Here is a 17,976-nt window from a genome sequence, read left to right as displayed (position 1 = left end):
GTACGCGGTCGCGGTCGTCGGCGTACGCGGTCGCGGTCGTGGAGTGACCCGTACAGCAGGCCGGGGTCAGCGTCCGTACAGCAGGCCCCGGGGACGACGAAGGCCCGGTCTCAGGCGGAGACGCCGTCGATCCGGGCCATCACGTCGTCCGCGCCGAACGGTTGCAGGTACGGCAGCCAGCGCGGGTCGCGGTGTCCCGTCCCGATGATCCGCCAGGCCAGCCCGGTCGGCGGGGCGGGCGGGTGGCTCAGCCGCCAGCCCAGCTCGGGCAGATGGCGGTCGGCCTTGACGTGGTTGCAGCGGCGGCAGGCCGCCACCACGTTGTCCCACGCGTGCTGTCCACCGCGGCTGCGCGGAATGACGTGGTCGACGCTGGTCGCGGCGGCCCCGCAGTACATGCAGCGCCCCCCGTCCCGGGCGAACAGCGCCCGGCGCGTCAGGGGAACGGGCCCCCGGTAGGGGACCCGGACGAAACGCTTGAGCCGGACCACGCTGGGCGCGGGCACGGCACGGGTGGCACTGTGCAGGAAGGCGCCGGTCTCCTCGAGGCAGATCGCCTTGTTCTCCAGGACGAGGACGAGCGCGCGGCGGAGCGGTACGACGCCGAGCGGCTCGTACGACGCGTTGAGAACCAGGACGTGCGGCACGGTGGATGCCTCCTTGTACGCCGGCGGCGCGTGGCTCGCGCCGGGACGATCCGATCTCAGTCTCTCCTCATGCCTGGTCGAAGCGCCACCACGTAGGGGTAACGGGCCGGGAGGATTTTTCTCACCCTCCGGCGCGACGGGCGCCGGTCCGGCCCCGGAGAGGGCGCCCCACCAGGACGGCCGTGCGCACTGTGCGATCGGCCACAGCACACGTATCCCCCGGTGAGACCTGTCTCTCCCCCGATGACGGCAACGATCCACTCCCCCGGCTTCGTTAGTGTTATCGGTCAGCCCGTCGTCCCTCTGAAGGTCCCCACCGTGTCCCTGTCCGCCCTGTTGGCCGCAGCCCCGTCACCCGAGCCGGTCGGCTCGCTGGAGGAAGCCGCCCAGCAGGCCGGGAACGCCGCGGGGTGGGTCGAGGAGAACTGGTCCACCTGGCTGAGCACCGGTCTGCGGATCATGCTGATCGTGGCGGTGGCGATCACGCTGCGCTATCTGATCCGGCGCGCCCTGACCAACCTGATCGACCGGATGAACCGCAGCGCCCAGGCGGTGGAGGGCACGGCGCTGGGCGGTCTGCTGGTGAACGCGGAGCGCAGACGCCAGCGCTCGGAGGCGATCGGCTCGGTCCTGCGGTCGGTGGCCTCCTTCATGATCCTGGGCACGGCCGCGCTGATGGTCCTGGGCGCCTTCAAGATCAACCTGGCACCCCTCCTCGCCTCCGCCGGTGTCGCCGGTGTGGCGCTCGGCTTCGGCGCCCGCAACCTGGTCACGGACTTCCTCTCCGGCGTCTTCATGATCCTGGAGGACCAGTACGGGGTCGGGGACACGATCGACGCGGGGGTGGCCGCCGGTGAGGTCATCGAGGTGGGCCTGCGGGTCACCAAGCTGCGCGGCGACAACGGCGAGATCTGGTACGTCCGCAACGGCGAGGTGAAGCGGATCGGCAACCTCAGCCAGGGCTGGTCCACCGCCGGGGTCGACGTCACGGTGCGCCCGACGGAGAACCTGGAGCACGTCCGCGCGGCGATCACCACGGCCGCCGAGACGCTGACGAAGGAAGAGCCCTGGTCGGAGCGGCTGTGGGGCCCGGTGGAGGTGCTCGGCCTGGACGCGGTCCTGCTGGACTCGATGACGGTCCGGGTCACCGCGAAGACGATGCCCGGCAAGTCGGCGGGGGTGGAGCGCGAGCTGCGCTGGCGCATCAAGCAGGCGCTGGACGACGCGGGCATCTCGATGATCGGCGCGGTGCCGCAGCAGACGGGCGAGTCCACGGCGGACCCGACGGCGGCGATGGCGGCCCCCTCGGCGTACGCCTCGGCGACCTCCCCGCAGTCGCTGGCCGCGACGCCGATACCGCCGCCGGCGAACCTGAACAAGTAAGCCCGCACCGCGACGCCCCCGGCCGCCCCTGGACCCCAGGGAGACGGCCGGGGGCGTCCGCGTGCGAGGTAACGCTTTGATTGCCGCACGGGCGGTCCCCATTGACGCCCCGGTGACCTGCGTCTTACGGTCCTCCCTGAATAGGAAACTTTCCTAACAGAGTCCGGGCGCGGGTCCGGCGGAGCTCCTCACAGAGGCGGGTGCATCCACGATGGCGGGAATCACTCCGGGCAACCCCGGCACACCGGGCACTCCCCGGGTGTTGCGGGCCATGAACGACCGGGCCGCCCTCGATCTGCTGCTGGAGCACGGGCCCCTCTCCCGGACCCGGATCGGCAAGCTGACCGGCCTGTCCAAGCCGACCGCCTCGCAGCTCCTGGCCCGGCTGGAGGCGGCCGGTCTGGTCGTCGCCACCGGGACCAGCGAGGGGCGGCCGGGCCCCAACGCGCAGCTCTACACGGTGAACGCGCGCGCCGCCCATGTGGCCGGGCTCGACGTGAACAGCCGGCGGATCGTCGCCGCCGTCGCGGACGTGACCGGGGCGAGCGTCGGGCAGTTCGAGCTGGCGACGCCCGGCCGCCGCGCCGACAGCGTGGTGCGCCAGGTCGCCGACGCGCTGGACGGGGCGGTGAAGGAGGCCGGACTCACCCGCGCCGACATCCACCGGATCGTCATCGGCACTCCGGGCGCCTTCGACCCGGGCACCGGGCGGCTGCGGTACGCCTCGCACCTGCCCGGCTGGCACTCCCCCACCCTCCTGGACGAGCTGGCCGCGTTCCTGCCGATGCCGGTGGAGTACGAGAACGACGTCAACCTGGTCGCCGTGGCCGAGCAGCGCCTGGGCGCGGCCCGCGGCCACGAGGACTTCGTGCTGCTGTGGAACGAGGAGGGCCTCGGCGCGGCCCTCGTCATCAACGGGCGCCTGCACCGCGGCTTCACCGGCGGCGCGGGCGAGGTCGGCTTCCTGCCGGTGCCCGGCACCCCCCTCGTACGCCAGGTCGTCAAGGCCAACAGCGGCGGCTTCCAGGAGCTGGCGGGCGCCCAGGCGGTGCCGCGGCTCGCCAAGGCGCTCGGCATCGACGTCCCGCAGCAGCCGCACGCGAAGGCGGCCGCCGCGCTGCTGGAGCGGGCGGCCGCCGCGTACGGGCGGGACGAGGCGCTGACCGAGCTGCTCGGCCAGTACGCCCACCGGCTCGCCACCGGCCTCGCCTCCGTCACCGCCGTCCTGGACCCCGGGCTGATCGTGCTCTCCGGCGGTGCGGTCGCGGCGGGCGGCGAGATCCTGCGCTCCCTCATCCAGTCCGAGCTGGCCGAACTCGCCGCCTCCCGGCCCCGCCTGGTCCTCGGCGAGATCGACCGCACCCCCGTGCTGCGCGGCGCCCTGGAGAGGGCGCTGGCCGACACCCGCGACGAGGTGTTCGACACCTCGCGCTGAACCACCGGTTCCCGTACCGCCCCGTCCTTGCCCTGTCCCTGTCGTCTGCTTCTCTTCCCCGTCCCTGGGAGCTTCGTCATGCGCACAAGCCGTCTCACCACCACCGCTGTCGCCGTCGCCGCGATCTCGGTCCTCGCCACCGCGTGCACCGGCCAGTCCGAGGCCGGAGCCACCGACGACCCGAAGGCGAAGACCACGATCAACTTCTGGCACGGCTGGAGCTCGCCCGCCGAGGTCAAGGCGGTCAAGGACAACATCGCCCGGTTCGAGAAGGCCCACCCGAACATCACGGTGAACATCTCCGGCAACATCAACGACGACAAGCTCAACCAGGCGCTGCGCGCGGGCGGTTCGAACGGCCCCGACGTGGTCTCCTCGTTCACCACCGCCAACGTCGGCAAGTTCTGCTCGTCGGGCGCCTTCGCCGACCTCAAGCCGTTCATCGAGAAGTCGAAGCTCGACCTGGAGAAGACGTTCCCGAAGGTCCTTCTCGACTACACCCAGTTCGAGGGCGTGCGCTGCGCCCTGCCGCTGCTCACGGACGCCTACGGCCTCTACTACAACAAGGACGCCTTCAAGAAGGCCGGGATCACCGCGCCGCCGAAGACCATGTCCGAACTGGCGAGCATCGCGAAGAAGCTGACGGTCGAGAAGGGCGACAGCTACCAGCAGCTCGGCTTCATGCCGAACTTCCACGGTTACGAGACCGTCGCCGACCACTACCTGTCCTCGTGGGACCACACGTACTTCGACGAGGACGGCAAGTCCAACATCGCCAAGGACCCGGCGTTCGCGGAGATGTTCACCTACCAGAAGAAGCTGGTGGACGACCTCGGCGGCTACGCGAAGCTGGAGAAGTACCGGGGCACCTTCGGTGACGAGTGGGGCTCCAAGCACCCCTTCCACACCGGCCAGGTGGCGATGCAGCTGGACGGCGAGTGGCGGCTCGGGATGGCCGAGGACGCCGGGGTCGACTTCGAGATCGGGGTCGCGCCGATGCCCGTCGCCGACGACGAGGCCGACAGCTACGGCAAGGGCTTCCTCTCCGGCACCATCGTGGGCATCGCCCCGGCCAGCAAGAAGCAGAACGCCGCGTGGGAGCTGATCAAGTACATGACCAGCGACACACAGGCGGTGGTCGAGTTCGCCAACGGCATCCGTAACGTGCCCTCCACCTTCGAGGCGCTCAAGTCGCCCGACCTGAAGTTCGACCCGCGCTTCAAGACGTTCCTGGACATCGCCCAGCACCCGAAGTCCAGCACCCCCGACGGGGCCGTCAACGGCTCCACGTACCAGCAGACCCTCCAGGACTTCGGCTACCAGTACGAGAAGGGCGCGGTGAAGGACCTCCAGGCCGGCCTGGAGAAGACCGCGAAGCAGATCGACACCGACATCGCCAAGGCCAAGTAGCCCGACGATGACGACGCACACACTCCGCTCCAAGCGCCGCAGGTCGGTACTGCGGAACGCGGCCTTCATGTCGCCGTGGCTGATCGGGTTCTCGGTCTTCTTCGCGTACCCGATGGTCTCGACGGTCTACTTCTCCTTCACGGAGTACGACGGGTTCGGGGCGCCGGTCTTCAACGGGCTGACGAACTGGACGTACGTCTTCCAGGACTACCCGATGTTCTGGCCGTCGCTGTGGAACACGCTCTGGCTGGTGGTCGTCATGGTCACCTGCCGGGTCGTCTTCGGGCTCGGCGTCGGCCTGCTGATCACCAAGATCAAGACGGGGACGGGCGTCTTCCGGACGCTGTTCTACCTGCCCTACCTGGCCCCGCCCGTCGCCGCGACGCTCGCCTTCGTCTTCCTGCTGAACCCCGGCACCGGGCCGGTCAACGCGATCCTGGGGGACCTGGGGCTGCCGACGCCCGGCTGGTTCAACGACGCCACCTGGTCCAAGCCGGCCCTCACCATGCTCGCGGTCTGGGGCATCGGGGACCTGATGGTCATCTTCATGGCCTCGCTGCTGGACGTGCCGACCGAGCAGTACGAGGCGGCCGAGCTGGACGGCGCCTCCGCCTGGCAGCGGTTCCGCTTCGTGACGCTGCCGAACATCTCGCCGATCGTGCTGTTCGCCGTGGTGACGGGCGTCATCCAGGCGATGCAGTACTACACCCAGCCCCTGGTCGCCGGGAAGGTCGCCTCCGGGGTCATCGGCGGCTCCGGCCAGTCCTTCGAACCCGGCTATCCCGACAAGTCGACACTCACGCTCCCCCAGCTCGTCTACAACCTCGGCTTCCAGCGCTTCGACTACGGCGCCGCCTGTGTCGTCGCCCTCATCCTGTTCGCCCTGGCCATGGCCTTCACCGCGCTGCTCATGCGGGGCCGCAACAATCTGATCCAGGCCGGTGACTGAGCCATGACCCAGCTCCTCGACAAGCCCGCCCCGGCCACCGGCCGGCCGACACCCGCCGCGCGCACCGCACGCCGCAAGGCGCTGCTGCACTGGATAGCCGTCCACTCGCTGGGGATCGCCGCCGCGCTCTTCTTCGTGCTGCCGTTCGTCTTCGTGGTCCTGACCTCGCTGATGAACGACCAGCAGGCGCTGACCCGCGACCTCACCCCCAACACCTGGGAGTGGGGCAACTACAAACAGGTCTTCGAGACGCCGGGCTTCCTCATCTGGTGGCGCAACACCCTTCTGTACGCGGGTGTCGGCACCGTACTCACCGTCGTGTCGTCGATCCCCGTGGCGTACGCGCTGGCGAAGTTCCGCTTCCGGGGCCGCAAGCTGTCCCTGATGCTCGTCATCTCGATGATGATGCTGCCGCCGCAGGTCGTCATCATCCCCATGTACCTGTTCTGGGCGAAGCAGATGGACCTCTCCGGCACCCTGTGGCCGCTGATCATCCCGATGGCCTTCGGAGACGCGTTCTCCATCTTCCTTCTGCGGCAGTTTCTTCTGACCATCCCGAACGAGTACCTGGACGCGGCCAAGGTGGACGGCTGCGGTGAGTTCCGTACGCTGATGAAGGTCGTCCTGCCGATGGCCAAGCCCGGCATCGCGGCCATCGCCCTCTTCCAGTTCTTCGCCGCCTGGAACGACTACTTCGGACCGCAGATCTACGCCTCGGAGAACCCGGCCGCCTGGACGCTCAGTTACGGCCTGGAATCCTTCAAGGGCGCACACCACACCGACTGGAACCTGACCATGGCCGCGACCGTTCTGGTCATGGCCCCTGTGATCGCCGTCTTCTTCTTCGCTCAGAAGGCATTCGTCGAGGGCGTCACACTCACCGGAGTAAAGGGCTGACAATGAAGCTCGCAGTAGTTGGTGGCGGGTCCACCTACACCCCTGAACTGATCGACGGCTTCGCCCGGTTGCGGGACACGCTGCCGGTCGAGGAGCTGGTGCTCGTCGACCCGGCGGCCGACCGGCTCGAACTGGTCGGCGGCCTGGCCCGGCGGATCTTCGCCAAGCAGGACCACGCCGGGAAGATCACCACGACCACCGACCTGGACGCGGGCGTGGCCGGCGCCGACGCGGTCCTCCTCCAGCTGCGCGTCGGCGGACAGGCCGCGCGGAACAAGGACGAGACGTGGCCGCTGGAGTGCGGCTGCATCGGCCAGGAGACCACCGGCGCCGGCGGCCTCGCCAAGGCGCTGCGGACCGTCCCGGTCGTCCTGGACATCGCCGAGCGGGTGCGCCGCACCAACCCGGACGCCTGGATCATCGACTTCACCAACCCGGTCGGCATCGTCACCCGGGCCCTGCTCCGGGCCGGGCACAAGGCGGTCGGCCTGTGCAACGTGGCGATCGGCTTCCAGCGCAAGTTCGCCCGGCTGCTGGACGTGAACCCCTCCGAGGTCCACCTGGACCACGTGGGGCTCAACCACCTCACCTGGGAGCTGGGCGTGCGCCTGGGCGGCCCGGACGGCGAGAACGTGCTGCCGAAGCTGCTGGCCGAGCACGGCGCCGCCATCGCCGACGACCTCCACATGGACCGGAAGCTCGTCGACCGGCTCGGCGTCGTCCCCTCGTACTACCTGCGCTACTTCTACGCCCACGACGAGGTCGTACGGGAGCTCGGCACCAAGCCGTCCCGGGCCGCCGAGGTCGCGGCGATGGAGAAGGAGCTGCTGGAGATGTACGGCGACCCCGCGCTGGACACGAAGCCCGAGCTGCTCGCCAAGCGGGGCGGCGCGTTCTACTCGGAGGCGGCCGTGGACCTGGCGGCCTCCCTGCTGGGCGGCGGCGGTTCGCCGGTCCAGGTGGTCAACACGTACAACGACGGGACGCTGCCGTTCCTCCCGGACGACGCGGTCATCGAGGTGCAGGCCCGGGTCGGCCACGACGGGGCGACCCCGCTCGCGGTCCCCGCGCTGGACCCGCTGTACGCCGGTCTGATCGCCAACGTGACGGCGTACGAGGACCTCGCCCTGGAAGCCGCGCTGCGCGGCGGCCGGGACCGGGTCTTCAAGGCGCTGCTCGCCCACCCGCTGATCGGCCAGTACGACCAGGCCGAGCAGCTCACCGACCGGCTGATCGCGCACAACCGGGAGCACCTGGCGTGGGCGTGAACGTCTCGGTCGTCGCCGTCGACGCGGGCAACAGCAAGACCGATGTGGCGTTGATCGGTGAGGACGGAACGGTTCTCGCCACGGGCCGGGGCGGGGGGTTCCAGCCGCCCTACGTCGGGGTGGAGGCGGCGCTCGACGTGCTGGCCGCCGCACTGGAGGAGGCCGTCGCGGCGCTGCCCGGACCCGTCGGCTCCGTCGGCCACGTCTCCGCGTGCCTGGCCAACGCCGACCTGCCGGTCGAGGAGGCCGAGCTGGCCGAGGCCCTCGAGGCCCGTGGCTGGGGCGCGTCGGTCGAGGTGCGCAACGACACCTTCGCGATCCTGCGGGCGGGGGTGGACGAGCCCCGGGGCGTCGCGGTGGTCTGCGGGGCCGGGATCAACTGCGTGGGCATGGTGCCGGACGGGCGGACCGCCCGCTTCCCCGCGATCGGCCGGATATCCGGCGACTGGGGCGGCGGCGGCGGACTCTCGGAGGAGGCGCTGTGGTTCGCCGCGCGCGCCGAGGACGGGCGCGGCGAGCCGACCGAGCTGGTCCGTACGCTGCCGGGGCACTTCGGGCTCGACTCGATGTACGCGCTGATCGAGGCGTTGCACCGGGGCACCATCCCGCCGGCCCGGCGGCACGAGCTGACGCCGGTGCTGTTCGCCACGGGTGCCGCCGGGGACCCGGTGGCGGCCGCGCTGGTGGAGCGGCTGGCCGAGGAGGTGGTGGCGATGGCGTCGGTGGCGCTCACCCGCCTGGGGCTGCTGGAGGAGGAGGCGCCGGTGCTGCTGGGCGGCAGCGTGCTGGCCGCGCGCCATCCGCAGCTGAACGACCGGATCTCCGAACTGCTGGCGGTACGCGCCCCGAAGGCGGTGGTGCGGGTGGTCTCCGAGCCGCCGGTGCTGGGGGCGGCGCTGCTGGGCCTGGACCGTACGGGGGCGGCGCCGGAGGTCCACCGGCGGCTGCGGGAACAGTACGCCTGACCTCCCGGGAGGGCCGGAACGAGGGGCGTCCCGTCGCGTTCGACGCGGTGGGGCGCCCCTCGTTCGGGGGAACGCGGGCGGAGGGGGGAACCGATCGGGCGCCCCGCACGTGTACCTGATGGGGAGTCCGGAACGCGGGGGACGGCTGGACGGTCAGGGAGGCGGCGGAGCAGGCCGGGAGGGGCCCGGCACGGTGCCGGTTCGCTTATCCGGATGTTTCGGGGCACGTTGCGCCGATCGCCTTGATCGGCCGCGCCCGCCCTGGTCGAATGCGTTGACCGGTGCTGGATCCAGGCGTTCGTGATGTGCGTGTCCGTCCCCGCGGCCATACTTCTGGCCGGGTGCCGGCCCCCGATGGGCCGGGGACCGGGCACCGTCAGTGACCGAGGGGGAGGTCGAGTGACACAGCTGCCGCAGGGCGGTCCGCAGACGCGACGCGCGCCCGAGCAGGCGCCCGCGCCCGCCGGCCTGCCCGCTCAGCGACCGAGCACCTGGGCCGTGCAGAGCCGCCGGCTGCGTGCCGCGGCGACGACCGAGCCCGGCCGCCTCCAGATCATCGGGGCCGTGCTGGCGCTGCTGGTCGTGGCGTTCGGGGCGGTGACCGCCCTGGAGATCTCGCACCGGGCCGCCGCCGCCGACGACGTGGTGGGGCGCAGCCAGCCGCTCAGCGCGGACGCGGCGAACATCTACCGCTCCCTCGCCGACGCGGACACGATGGCGGCCAGCGGCTTCCTCGCGGGGGCGCGGGAGCCCAAGGCCGTGCAGGACCAGTACCGCGAGGACATCGCGGAAGCCGCCCGGCTGCTGGTGCGGGCGTCGGCGAACACCGACTCCTCGACCAGCTCCGGTCAGGAGATCACCACCCTCAACGAGCTGCTGCCCGTCTACACCGGCCTGATCGAGCGGGCCCGCGCCAACAACCGGCAGGGGCTGCCGCTGGGCGGCGCCTATCTCCGGTACGCCAACCAGAAGATGAGCAACGAGCTGCTGCCCGCCGCCGAGCGGCTGTACGCGGCGGAGACGGGCCGGCTCGACCGGGACGCCGACGACGCCCGGCAGTGGCCCTTCCTCTCGCTCGCCACGGGGATCGTGGTGCTGGGCGCGCTGGTATGGACGCAGCGCCGCAACTACCGCCGCACCAACCGGGTGTTCAACCACGGCCTGCTGGTGGCCACGGCCGCCGCCTCGGTGGTGCTGCTCTGGCTGGCGGTGGGGCACACGGTGGCCCGCACGGAGCTGCGGTCCGCGATGGTGCACGGCCAGGAGTCGCTCGACGTGCTCAACAACGCGCGGATCAACTCCTTGAAGGCGCGCGCCAACGAGAACCTCACGCTGGTGGCGCGCGGCGCCGTGCTGACCGCCGACGGTTCGGCCGACCAGTACGAGACGGACTACACCACGGGCATGAAGGCCCTCGAAGCACAGCTGAAGAAGGCCGAGCGGCTCGCGGACGACGAGAGTGGGAGCGCTCCGGTCGTCGCGGCCGCCGAGAGCGTCGCGCAGTGGCAGACACGCCACCGCAAGGCACGGGCCACGGACGACCAGGGCGACTACGACGGCGCCCTGAAGCAGATCATCGGGGAGAAGGACTCCACGGGGCAGTCCTTCCAGCAGGTGGACACCGCGTTGCGGAAGGCGCTCGCCCATGAGCAGGGCGAGTTCACCGCGGCCGCGGAGGACGGGCGCGGGGCTCTGCGGGGCCTGCCGACAGGAGCCGCCGCACTGGCGGTGCTGGGAGCGGTCGCCGCGATCCTCGGGGTCAACCGCAGGCTCTCGGAGTACCGGTGAGAGGGGCATCGATGGCCAGGGCGAGAACGTGGGCGCGGCGCCGCGCCCCGCGGGGCGGGCTGCGCGGCTGGGGAGGCGTGACGACGATGGCGGTGGCGTGTGTGGTCACCGCGTCGCTGACCCTGCTGCCGCTCTCCCAGCAGAGCGACAGGAGCGCCGACGCGGAGACGGCGGGCGGCGGGACGGCGACGATCGTGCCGGTGCGGGCCGAGGCGTGCACCGATCCGGAGGCGAGCCTGCCGCCCTCGTCGGCGGACGGGCCGGGCATCGCGAAGATCAAGGCGCGCGGGAAGCTGGTCGCGGGCGTCGACCAGAACAGCTACCGCTGGGGGTACCGCAACCCGCACACGGGTGAGCTCGAAGGGTTCGACATCGACCTCGTGCGGGCGCTGGCCAAGGACATCCTCGGCGACCCGGACGCGGTGATCTTCCGGGCCATCCCCACCAACCAGCGCATCGCCGCCCTGGAGAGGGACCGGGTCGACGTCGTCGTGCGGACGATGACCATCAACTGCAAGCGGCTGGAGCAGGTCTCCTTCTCCACCGCCTACTTCCGGACCGGGCAGCAGATCCTGGCCCCCAAGGTCTCCCCCATCACGGGGTACGACGAGTCGCTGAAGGGCAAGCGGGTCTGCTCCGGCGAGGGCACCACCGCGTACGAGGCGCTGGAGAAGAAGTCGTACGGGGCGATATTCAAGGACGAGTTCGACGGCACCGAGCGGGACCGGGACCAGCTGACCGTCCCCAACCAGCTGGACTGCCTGGTGCGGCTCCAGCTCGGCGAGGTCGACGCCGTCCTCACGGACAACGCCCTCGGCGCGGGGCAGGCCGCGCAGGACCCGGAGGTGGCCCTCAAGGGCGCCGGGCCGTTCACCACCGAGTTCTACGGCGTGGCGGCGAAGAAGGGCGCCGACGATCTGGTGGCCCGGATCAACAAGGTCCTGGTCGACTACCGCGCGGGCGGGAAGGACAGCGCCTGGATGGTGTCGTACCAGAAGTGGCTGGCGGCCGGGCTGCCCGGCATCACGGCGCCACCGGCCCCCAAGTACCGCAGCGGGTGACCCCGGCGCGCCGGGTCGCGCACGCACCGAAGGGGGCGCGTACCGGATCCGGAGTGGACGCGTACGTACCGGAGCAACTGATCCCGTCCGGCCCACCGGCCCGGCGGCGAGAGCGGAGAGGTGATCGATGAGCGTCACGGGATCCTTCCCCAGCTTCGCGGGGAGGCCCGCCGGCCCGGTCATGGACCGGGACGAGGCGGACCGTGCGCTGGCCCGGCTCGGCGCGGAGCACGAGGCCATCGAGACCTCGCTCCTCGCCCTCCAGGACCATGCGGGCCGCCGGCTCCTGGAGGGCGCCGAACTGACCGGTGTCACCCAGGAGCGCTGGGCCACGACCGAGCAGTCGATCACCCTGCTGTGGGGGTATTTCGACGCCTACGCGGGGGCGCTGGAGGAGGCCAGGGACATCCGGGCCCGCCGCCGCCACCCCAGCCGGGAGGACCTGGCCGCCCTGACCGAGCTGCTGCGCGGCGAGTCGGTCACCGTGGCCAACCCCGGTGCGCTGCCGCCCTCTTCGGTGACGGGCCCGGCCCGGCTCTCGGAGCGGTTCTCGCTCCAGGAGCTGGTCGCCCGGATGAACGAGCTGTACGCCAGGTCGCTGGACATGGTCGTCGCCTCGGACTCCGTCTGGTCGGCGCTGCCCGCCCGGATCGACCTGCTCGCCGCCGAGCTGCACCGCACCCGTTCGCTGGCCCACTCGGTCGGCGTGCGGCCCGGTGAGCACCCGGCGGGGGACGACCTGGAGGAGATCACCGAGGAGCTCACCACGCTGCGCGTGCAGGTGATCTCCGACCCGCTGGCGTTCTGGCTGCCGGGCCCCGGCAGCGCCGCGCCCGGCGGCGGCCGCCCGGACACCTCCCGCTACGACCGGGCCGCCCGCGCCCTGGAGGACGTACGGCGCGAGATCGAGGCGGTGCTCGCGGTGCGGCAGGACGCCGAGGCGCGGCTGATGCGGCTGCGGGACGTGCTCTCGCGGGCCGACCGCACGCTGGCCGAGGCGCGGTCGGCGCGCGGCGAGGTGCTGGCGAAGATCGCCGCCTCCGAGGTGCCCGCCGTCAGCGGACCGGCGACCGCCCTCCAGGAGCGGCTGGACATCGCCGCCGAGTACCGCAGGCGTGCCCAGTGGAACCGGCTCTCCCCGCTCCTGGAGTCGCTGGAGCAGGAGGCGGAGGAGGAGCTGCTGCGCGCCCGGGAGTCGCTGACCTCGGTGACGGCGCCGCTGGCGGTCCGCGCCGAGCTGCGCGGCCGGCTCGACGCGTACAAGGCGAAGGTGGCCCGGCACGGTCTCGCGGAGGACCCGCTGCTGATCGAGCGCTATGACGCGGCGCGCCGGATGCTGTGGAGCGCCCCGTGCGATCTGCGGGTGGCCGAGCAGAGCGTCCTGCGCTACCAGCAGGCGGCGGCCGAGCTGCTGACACCGCGCCGGCCCGAGGGGGCCGAGGGCTCCGGCGGGGCGGAGGACCGGCGGGGCCCGGGAGGGCCGGGCGATCAGGGGGAGACACGATGAGTACGCAGTGCCAGCGCCCGGCGTGCGAGGGCGCCTACGAGGACATGGGCGGCGGTGAGCTGTACTGCGACACCTGCGGCCTGGCCCCGGTCGTCTCACCGACGGGCCTGCTCGGTTCGCCGCCCACCGGGATCGCGGGCGGCGGCCGGGCGAGCAGCCGCGACAGCTCCTCGCAGCGCTCCTCCTCCCGCGCCTCCGCGCGCTCCTCGTCGCGTTCGTCGACCTCGCGGCGCTCGGTGTCGGGGCGGCTGTCGCGCTCGCTCTCCGGCTCCTCCAACTCCCGTTCGGTCTCGGTGCGCTCCTCGGGTTCGTCGGCCGCCTCCTCCACCCGGGGCCGGCTGGGCGTCGGCCTGGTGGAGGTCCCGGACGTGCCCCGGCCCGACCCGCGTACGGCGGTGATGGAGAACCCGGAGGTGCCCGAGCGCAAGCGGTTCTGCTCGCGCTCGGACTGCGGGGCCCCGGTGGGGCGTTCGCGCGGGGAGCGGCCGGGCCGCACCGAGGGGTTCTGCACCAAATGCGGCCACCCCTACTCCTTCGTGCCGAAGCTGACCGGCGGCGACATCGTGCACGGCCAGTACGAGGTGGTGGGCTGCCTGGCGCACGGCGGGCTCGGCTGGGTCTACCTCGCGGTGGACCGGGCCGTCTCGGACCGCTGGGTGGTCCTCAAAGGCCTGCTCGACAGCGGCGACCAGGACGCGATGGCGGCGGCCATCTCCGAGCGCCGCTTCCTCGCCGAGATCGAGCACGCCAACATCGTGCGGATCTACAACTTCGTGGAGCACCTGGACCAGCGGACCGGTTCGCTCGACGGGTACATCGTCATGGAGTACGTCGGCGGCAAGGCGCTCAAGGAGATCGCCAACCAGCGCCGCACCCCGGCGGGCAAGCGCGACCCGCTCCCGGTCGAGCAGGCCTGCGCGTACGGGATCGAGGCGCTGGAGGCGCTCGGCCATCTGCACAGCCGCAACCTGCTCTACTGCGACTTCAAGGTCGACAACGCGATCCAGACCGAGGACCAGCTCAAGCTGATCGACATGGGCGCGGTGCGCCGGATGGACGACGACGAGTCCGCCATCTACGGCACCGTCGGCTACCAGGCCCCCGAGGTCGCGGAGGTCGGCCCGTCGGTCGCCTCCGACCTGTACACGGTGGCGCGGACGCTGGCGGTCCTCACCTTCGACTTCCAGGGGTACACGAACACCTTCGTGGACTCGCTGCCGGACCCCGACACCATCGAGGTGTTCCGCACCTACGAGTCCTTCTACCGGCTGCTGGTCCGGGCCACCGACCCGGACCCGGGCCGGCGGTTCGCCTCCGCCCCCGAGATGGCCGAGCAGTTGACCGGGGTGCTGCGCGAGGTGGTGGCGCTCCAGACGGGACGGCCCCGACCGGCGCTGTCGACGCTGTTCGGTACGGAACTGCGCGTGACGGACACGGAGTTGTTCGCCGAGCAGGTGGACGACGTGTCGCGGCTGGGCGCCCGGGAGACCGCTGCCGGACGCGGGGGCCGCTTCGGGCGCCGCAAGGGCGCCGCGGGTCCGCTGCCGGCCGTTCCGTCGCAGGGCGGCGGCGTACCGGTCCAGGGCGGTGCGGTGCCGGGTGGCGGTGGCGGCGTGCCGGTCGCTCCGGGGGCGGTGACGTCGGCGGTGGCCGGGGCGCTGCCGGTGGGCGGGCAGCCGTCCGGCCCGGGGGCGGGCGCGTGGCCCGCCACGGGGGCGGCTCCGCTGACGGCGGCCTCGACCCATGTACGGGGCGGCCCGCCGGGCGGTACGGGCTCCGGTCCGTATCCCGGTCCGCACGGTGGCGACCCGTCGAGTGGTACGGGCTCCGGTCCGTACGCCGGTCCGCAAGGTGGCGACCCGTCGAGTGGTACGGGCTCCGGTCCGTATCCCGGCCCGCAAGGTGGCGGCCCGGCGGCGGGGCACTCGCCGCTCGCGTCCGCTCCCGCGCCCGCGCCCGCGCACACCCAGGCGCACACCCCTGTCCCGGCGCCCCGGGGTGCCTCGCCCGCTCCTGTCGGGCCGGGCTCCCCGACAGGCCCGTACGGCCCCTTCGGGGGGAGCGCGGGAGGCGTCCGGCTCGCCCTGTTCGACGCGCGGGCCACCTCCCTGGCGCTGCCGGTGCCCCGGGTCGACGCGAACGACCCGAACGCCGGTTTCCTCGCCGGGCTGATGGCCTCCGCCCCCGCCGAGCTGATCGCGGCCCTTGGGGCGGTCCCCGCGGCCTCGCTGGAGACCCGGCTGCGGGAGCTGCGGGCCCGGCTGGAGATGCGTGAGCTGGACTCCGCCGCCGCCGCGCTGACCGCCCTGGAGGCCCGGCACCCGGACGACTGGCGGGTCGTCTGGTACCGGGGCATCACCTCGCTGGTGACCGGCGACCACGAGGTGGCGGCGCTCTCCTTCGACGCGGTGTACGACGCGTTCCCCGGGGAGCCCGCGCCCAAGCTGGCGCTGGGGATCTGCGCGGAGGTGCTGGGCCAGCTGGACAACGCCGCCGAGTACTACCGCCTGGTGTGGGCGACCGATCCGAGCTTCGTGAGCGCCGCGTTCGGCCTGGCCCGGGTGCAGATCGCCGCCGGGGACCGGGCGGGGGCGGCGCTCACCCTGGAGTCGGTGCCGGAGGCGTCGATCCACTACACCGCGGCCCGGGTCGCCGCCGTGCGCGCCCGGCTGCGCGAGCGCGACCCCGCCGAGCCCCTGCTCTCCGATCTGACGGCCGCCGCCGTCCAGGTGGCGGCGCTGACCGGGTTCGGTCTGGACCCGGTGCGGCGCGAGCAGTTGACGACGGAGGTACTGGGCAAGGCGCTGGACTGGGTACTCTCCGGTAGTCCCGGTGGACCGCCGCCGGGCGGACCGGCGGCCGGGCCTGCGGGCACCCGGAAGCTGCTCGACGCGGAACTGGACGAGCGGGGCCTGCGGTTGGGCCTGGAACGCTCGTACCGCATGCTCGCCCGGCTCGCGCAGCGGGGCGACGAGAGGATCGAACTGGTGGAGCGGGCCAACCGTTTCCGCCCCCGGACGTGGGTGTGAAGATGTCAGAGAGCCACCAACAGCCCGCCCTGGCGAGGTGCCCCGGCTGCGAGGAGCCGCCGGCGTCCGGCGACCTGTTCTGCGGTGTGTGCGGCTACGACCTCTCGGCCGTGCCGGCCCGCCCCGACGACCGGCCGACGATGGCCATCACCACGCCCCCGCCGGCCTCGCCCGCCTCTGCGGCGCCCCCGGCGGCTCCGCCCGCACCCGCCGCAGCGCCGGTGGACCCGGCCGCGCCCGACGCCCCCGCGCCGCCCGCGGCCGCCGTGCGGTGGCCGGCCGCCTCCGGGGCGGACAGCTCCGGCCTGCCCGCCCCGGAGCACCGGGCGACGGACCTGCCCGGCACGGACTCGGGCGGCACACCGCTGCCGACGACGCCCCCGGCGCACGACGACGAGCAGGTGGCGGCACGCCCCGTACGCCACGACGACCGAGCGGCGACAGCGGACCCGGCCGCTGCTGAGCCCATCGCGCCCGCCCAGCCCGCCACCGAGCACAACGCCGCCGAGCACGCCACCGAGCACAACGCCGAGTCCGCCCAAACCCCCGACAGCTCCGGCGACTTCCCGCTGGCCGCGCCCGACCCCCGTACGGCGGAGCGCACGCCGACTCCGGCCGCCGGCACGAAGGTCTGCGTGGCCTGCCGGTCCGGCCGGGTCGACCTCGACGGGTACTGCGAGAACTGCGGGCACGCCCAGCCCCGCGAGCGCGACCACATGGAGCAGGAGCTCGGCTCGGTGGCCGCCGTCAGCGACCGGGGCCTGCGCCACCACCGTAACGAGGACTTCTTCGCGGTCTCCTCGACCGCGCTGCCGGACGGTTCGCCCGCCGTCGTCGCGATCGTCTGCGACGGCGTCTCCTCGGCGAGCCGGCCCGACGAGGCGTCGGCGGCCGCCTCGGCCGCCGCCAACGAGGCGCTGCTGGAGTCCCTGCCGCGCGGCACGCACCCGCAGCAGGCGATGCACGAGGCGATCGTCGCCGCGTCCGAGGCGGTCAACGCGCTGGTCCTCGATCCGCCCGGCGCCGCCGAGCAGGAGGCCCACCGCCATCAGAACGCCCCGGCCTGCACCCTGGTCGGCGCGATCATGGCGGGCGGTCTGCTGGTCGTCGGCTGGGTCGGCGACAGCCGGGTCTACTGGGTGCCGGACGACCGGACGGGCCCGCCCGCCCGGCTCACCGAGGACGACTCGTGGGCCGCGCAGATGGTGGCGGCCGGCCTGATGAACGAGGCCGAGGCATACGCGGACGAGCGCGCCCACGCCATCACCGGCTGGCTCGGCGCCGACTCCTACGAACTGGAGCCGCACACCGCCTCGTTCAAACCCGACCGCCCCGGTCTGGTGGTGGTCTGCACGGACGGCCTGTGGAACTACGCGGAATCCGCCGAGGAGATGGCCGCCGCCGTGCCTCCGGAGGCCCACCTGCGCCCGCTCCACGGCGCCCAGGTGCTCGTCGGTCACGCACTCGACGGCGGGGGCCACGACAACGTAACAGTGGCTCTGCTGCCGTTCGCCGTGGAGCCGCAAGGGGCAGGATCGGCGAGCGCGACGGAGTGAGCCGTCCAGGCCCTCCCCTCTCCGGGCACCTGCCCCCTTCCGTACGGAGCTTCAAGGAGCCAGTCCGTCTCAAGGAGCCGA

The 17,976-nt window shown here is 72.6% G+C and carries 13 protein-coding genes; 12 read left to right on the top strand and 1 reads right to left on the bottom strand.

Features of this window, described 5'->3' with window-relative positions:
- Positions 1-110: 110 nt before the first annotated feature.
- The gene (locus AB0917_RS00405; protein WP_366817191.1) at positions 111-647 is read right to left on the bottom strand and encodes an HNH endonuclease; all 537 of its coding nucleotides are present in this window, start codon (positions 645-647) and stop codon (positions 111-113) included.
- A 318-nt stretch (positions 648-965) separates the two neighbouring features.
- Between AB0917_RS00405 and AB0917_RS00400 the strand changes: the two genes are divergently transcribed.
- The 12 genes from AB0917_RS00400 to AB0917_RS00345 all read left to right on the top strand — a co-directional run bounded on the left by AB0917_RS00400 (position 966) and on the right by AB0917_RS00345 (position 17,895).
- A complete protein-coding gene (locus tag AB0917_RS00400; protein WP_366817190.1) occupies positions 966-2,030 on the top strand; it encodes a mechanosensitive ion channel family protein in 1,065 nt (354 codons plus the stop codon).
- Between the two features lie 211 nt (positions 2,031-2,241).
- Positions 2,242-3,465 (top strand): ROK family transcriptional regulator, encoded by a 1,224-nt coding sequence (locus AB0917_RS00395; RefSeq protein WP_366817189.1) that lies wholly within the window; start codon positions 2,242-2,244, stop codon positions 3,463-3,465.
- A 78-nt stretch (positions 3,466-3,543) separates the two neighbouring features.
- The gene (locus AB0917_RS00390) at positions 3,544-4,875 is read left to right on the top strand and encodes an ABC transporter substrate-binding protein (RefSeq protein WP_366817188.1); all 1,332 of its coding nucleotides are present in this window, start codon (positions 3,544-3,546) and stop codon (positions 4,873-4,875) included.
- Positions 4,876-4,882: 7 nt separating this feature from the next.
- Entirely contained in the window at positions 4,883-5,824 is a 942-nt protein-coding gene (locus AB0917_RS00385; RefSeq protein WP_366817187.1) for a sugar ABC transporter permease, read from the top strand.
- A 3-nt stretch (positions 5,825-5,827) separates the two neighbouring features.
- On the top strand, positions 5,828-6,721 hold the full coding sequence (locus tag AB0917_RS00380) for a carbohydrate ABC transporter permease (RefSeq protein WP_366817186.1): 894 nt from the start codon (positions 5,828-5,830) through the stop codon (positions 6,719-6,721).
- Positions 6,722-6,723: 2 nt separating this feature from the next.
- The gene (locus AB0917_RS00375) at positions 6,724-7,989 is read left to right on the top strand and encodes a 6-phospho-beta-glucosidase (RefSeq protein WP_366817185.1); all 1,266 of its coding nucleotides are present in this window, start codon (positions 6,724-6,726) and stop codon (positions 7,987-7,989) included.
- A complete protein-coding gene (locus AB0917_RS00370; protein WP_366817184.1) occupies positions 7,980-8,954 on the top strand; it encodes a BadF/BadG/BcrA/BcrD ATPase family protein in 975 nt (324 codons plus the stop codon). The genes AB0917_RS00375 and AB0917_RS00370 overlap by 10 nt, the downstream gene beginning before the upstream one ends.
- Positions 8,955-9,353: 399 nt before the next feature.
- The gene (locus tag AB0917_RS00365) at positions 9,354-10,742 is read left to right on the top strand and encodes a hypothetical protein (RefSeq protein ID WP_366817183.1); all 1,389 of its coding nucleotides are present in this window, start codon (positions 9,354-9,356) and stop codon (positions 10,740-10,742) included.
- Between the two features lie 11 nt (positions 10,743-10,753).
- Complete coding sequence (locus AB0917_RS00360) at positions 10,754-11,803, top strand: glutamate ABC transporter substrate-binding protein (RefSeq protein WP_366817182.1); 1,050 nt, start codon at positions 10,754-10,756, stop codon at positions 11,801-11,803.
- Between the two features lie 127 nt (positions 11,804-11,930).
- The gene (locus tag AB0917_RS00355) at positions 11,931-13,310 is read left to right on the top strand and encodes a hypothetical protein (RefSeq protein WP_366817181.1); all 1,380 of its coding nucleotides are present in this window, start codon (positions 11,931-11,933) and stop codon (positions 13,308-13,310) included.
- Positions 13,307-16,339, top strand: coding sequence for a tetratricopeptide repeat protein (locus AB0917_RS00350; RefSeq protein WP_366817180.1), 3,033 nt, complete (start codon positions 13,307-13,309; stop codon positions 16,337-16,339). Before AB0917_RS00355 ends, AB0917_RS00350 begins: the two co-directional genes overlap by 4 nt.
- A gap of 2 nt (positions 16,340-16,341) precedes the next feature.
- The gene (locus AB0917_RS00345) at positions 16,342-17,895 is read left to right on the top strand and encodes a PP2C family serine/threonine-protein phosphatase (protein WP_366817179.1); all 1,554 of its coding nucleotides are present in this window, start codon (positions 16,342-16,344) and stop codon (positions 17,893-17,895) included.
- Positions 17,896-17,976: the final 81 nt, after the last annotated feature.

Source organism: Streptomyces sp. NPDC007346, from assembly GCF_040703535.1.
Classification (GTDB): Bacteria; Actinomycetota; Actinomycetes; order Streptomycetales; family Streptomycetaceae; genus Streptomyces.
The sequence above is the reverse complement of the archived record's forward strand: the minus strand, read 5'-3'. Positions and strand labels throughout refer to the sequence as shown.

Bases quoted from the DNA above. Each gene is read 5' to 3' on its own strand.
- AB0917_RS00395 (WP_366817189.1), top strand. From the start codon at position 2,242: ATGGCGGGAATCACTCCGGGCAACCCCGGCACACCGGGCACTCCCCGG.
- AB0917_RS00390 (WP_366817188.1), top strand. From the start codon at position 3,544: ATGCGCACAAGCCGTCTCACCACCACCGCTGTCGCCGTCGCCGCGATC.
- AB0917_RS00385 (WP_366817187.1), top strand. From the start codon at position 4,883: ATGACGACGCACACACTCCGCTCCAAGCGCCGCAGGTCGGTACTGCGG.
- AB0917_RS00380 (WP_366817186.1), top strand. From the start codon at position 5,828: ATGACCCAGCTCCTCGACAAGCCCGCCCCGGCCACCGGCCGGCCGACA.
- AB0917_RS00375 (WP_366817185.1), top strand. From the start codon at position 6,724: ATGAAGCTCGCAGTAGTTGGTGGCGGGTCCACCTACACCCCTGAACTG.
- AB0917_RS00360 (WP_366817182.1), top strand. From the start codon at position 10,754: ATGGCCAGGGCGAGAACGTGGGCGCGGCGCCGCGCCCCGCGGGGCGGG.
- AB0917_RS00355 (WP_366817181.1), top strand. From the start codon at position 11,931: ATGAGCGTCACGGGATCCTTCCCCAGCTTCGCGGGGAGGCCCGCCGGC.
- AB0917_RS00350 (WP_366817180.1), top strand. From the start codon at position 13,307: ATGAGTACGCAGTGCCAGCGCCCGGCGTGCGAGGGCGCCTACGAGGAC.
- AB0917_RS00345 (WP_366817179.1), top strand. From the start codon at position 16,342: ATGTCAGAGAGCCACCAACAGCCCGCCCTGGCGAGGTGCCCCGGCTGC.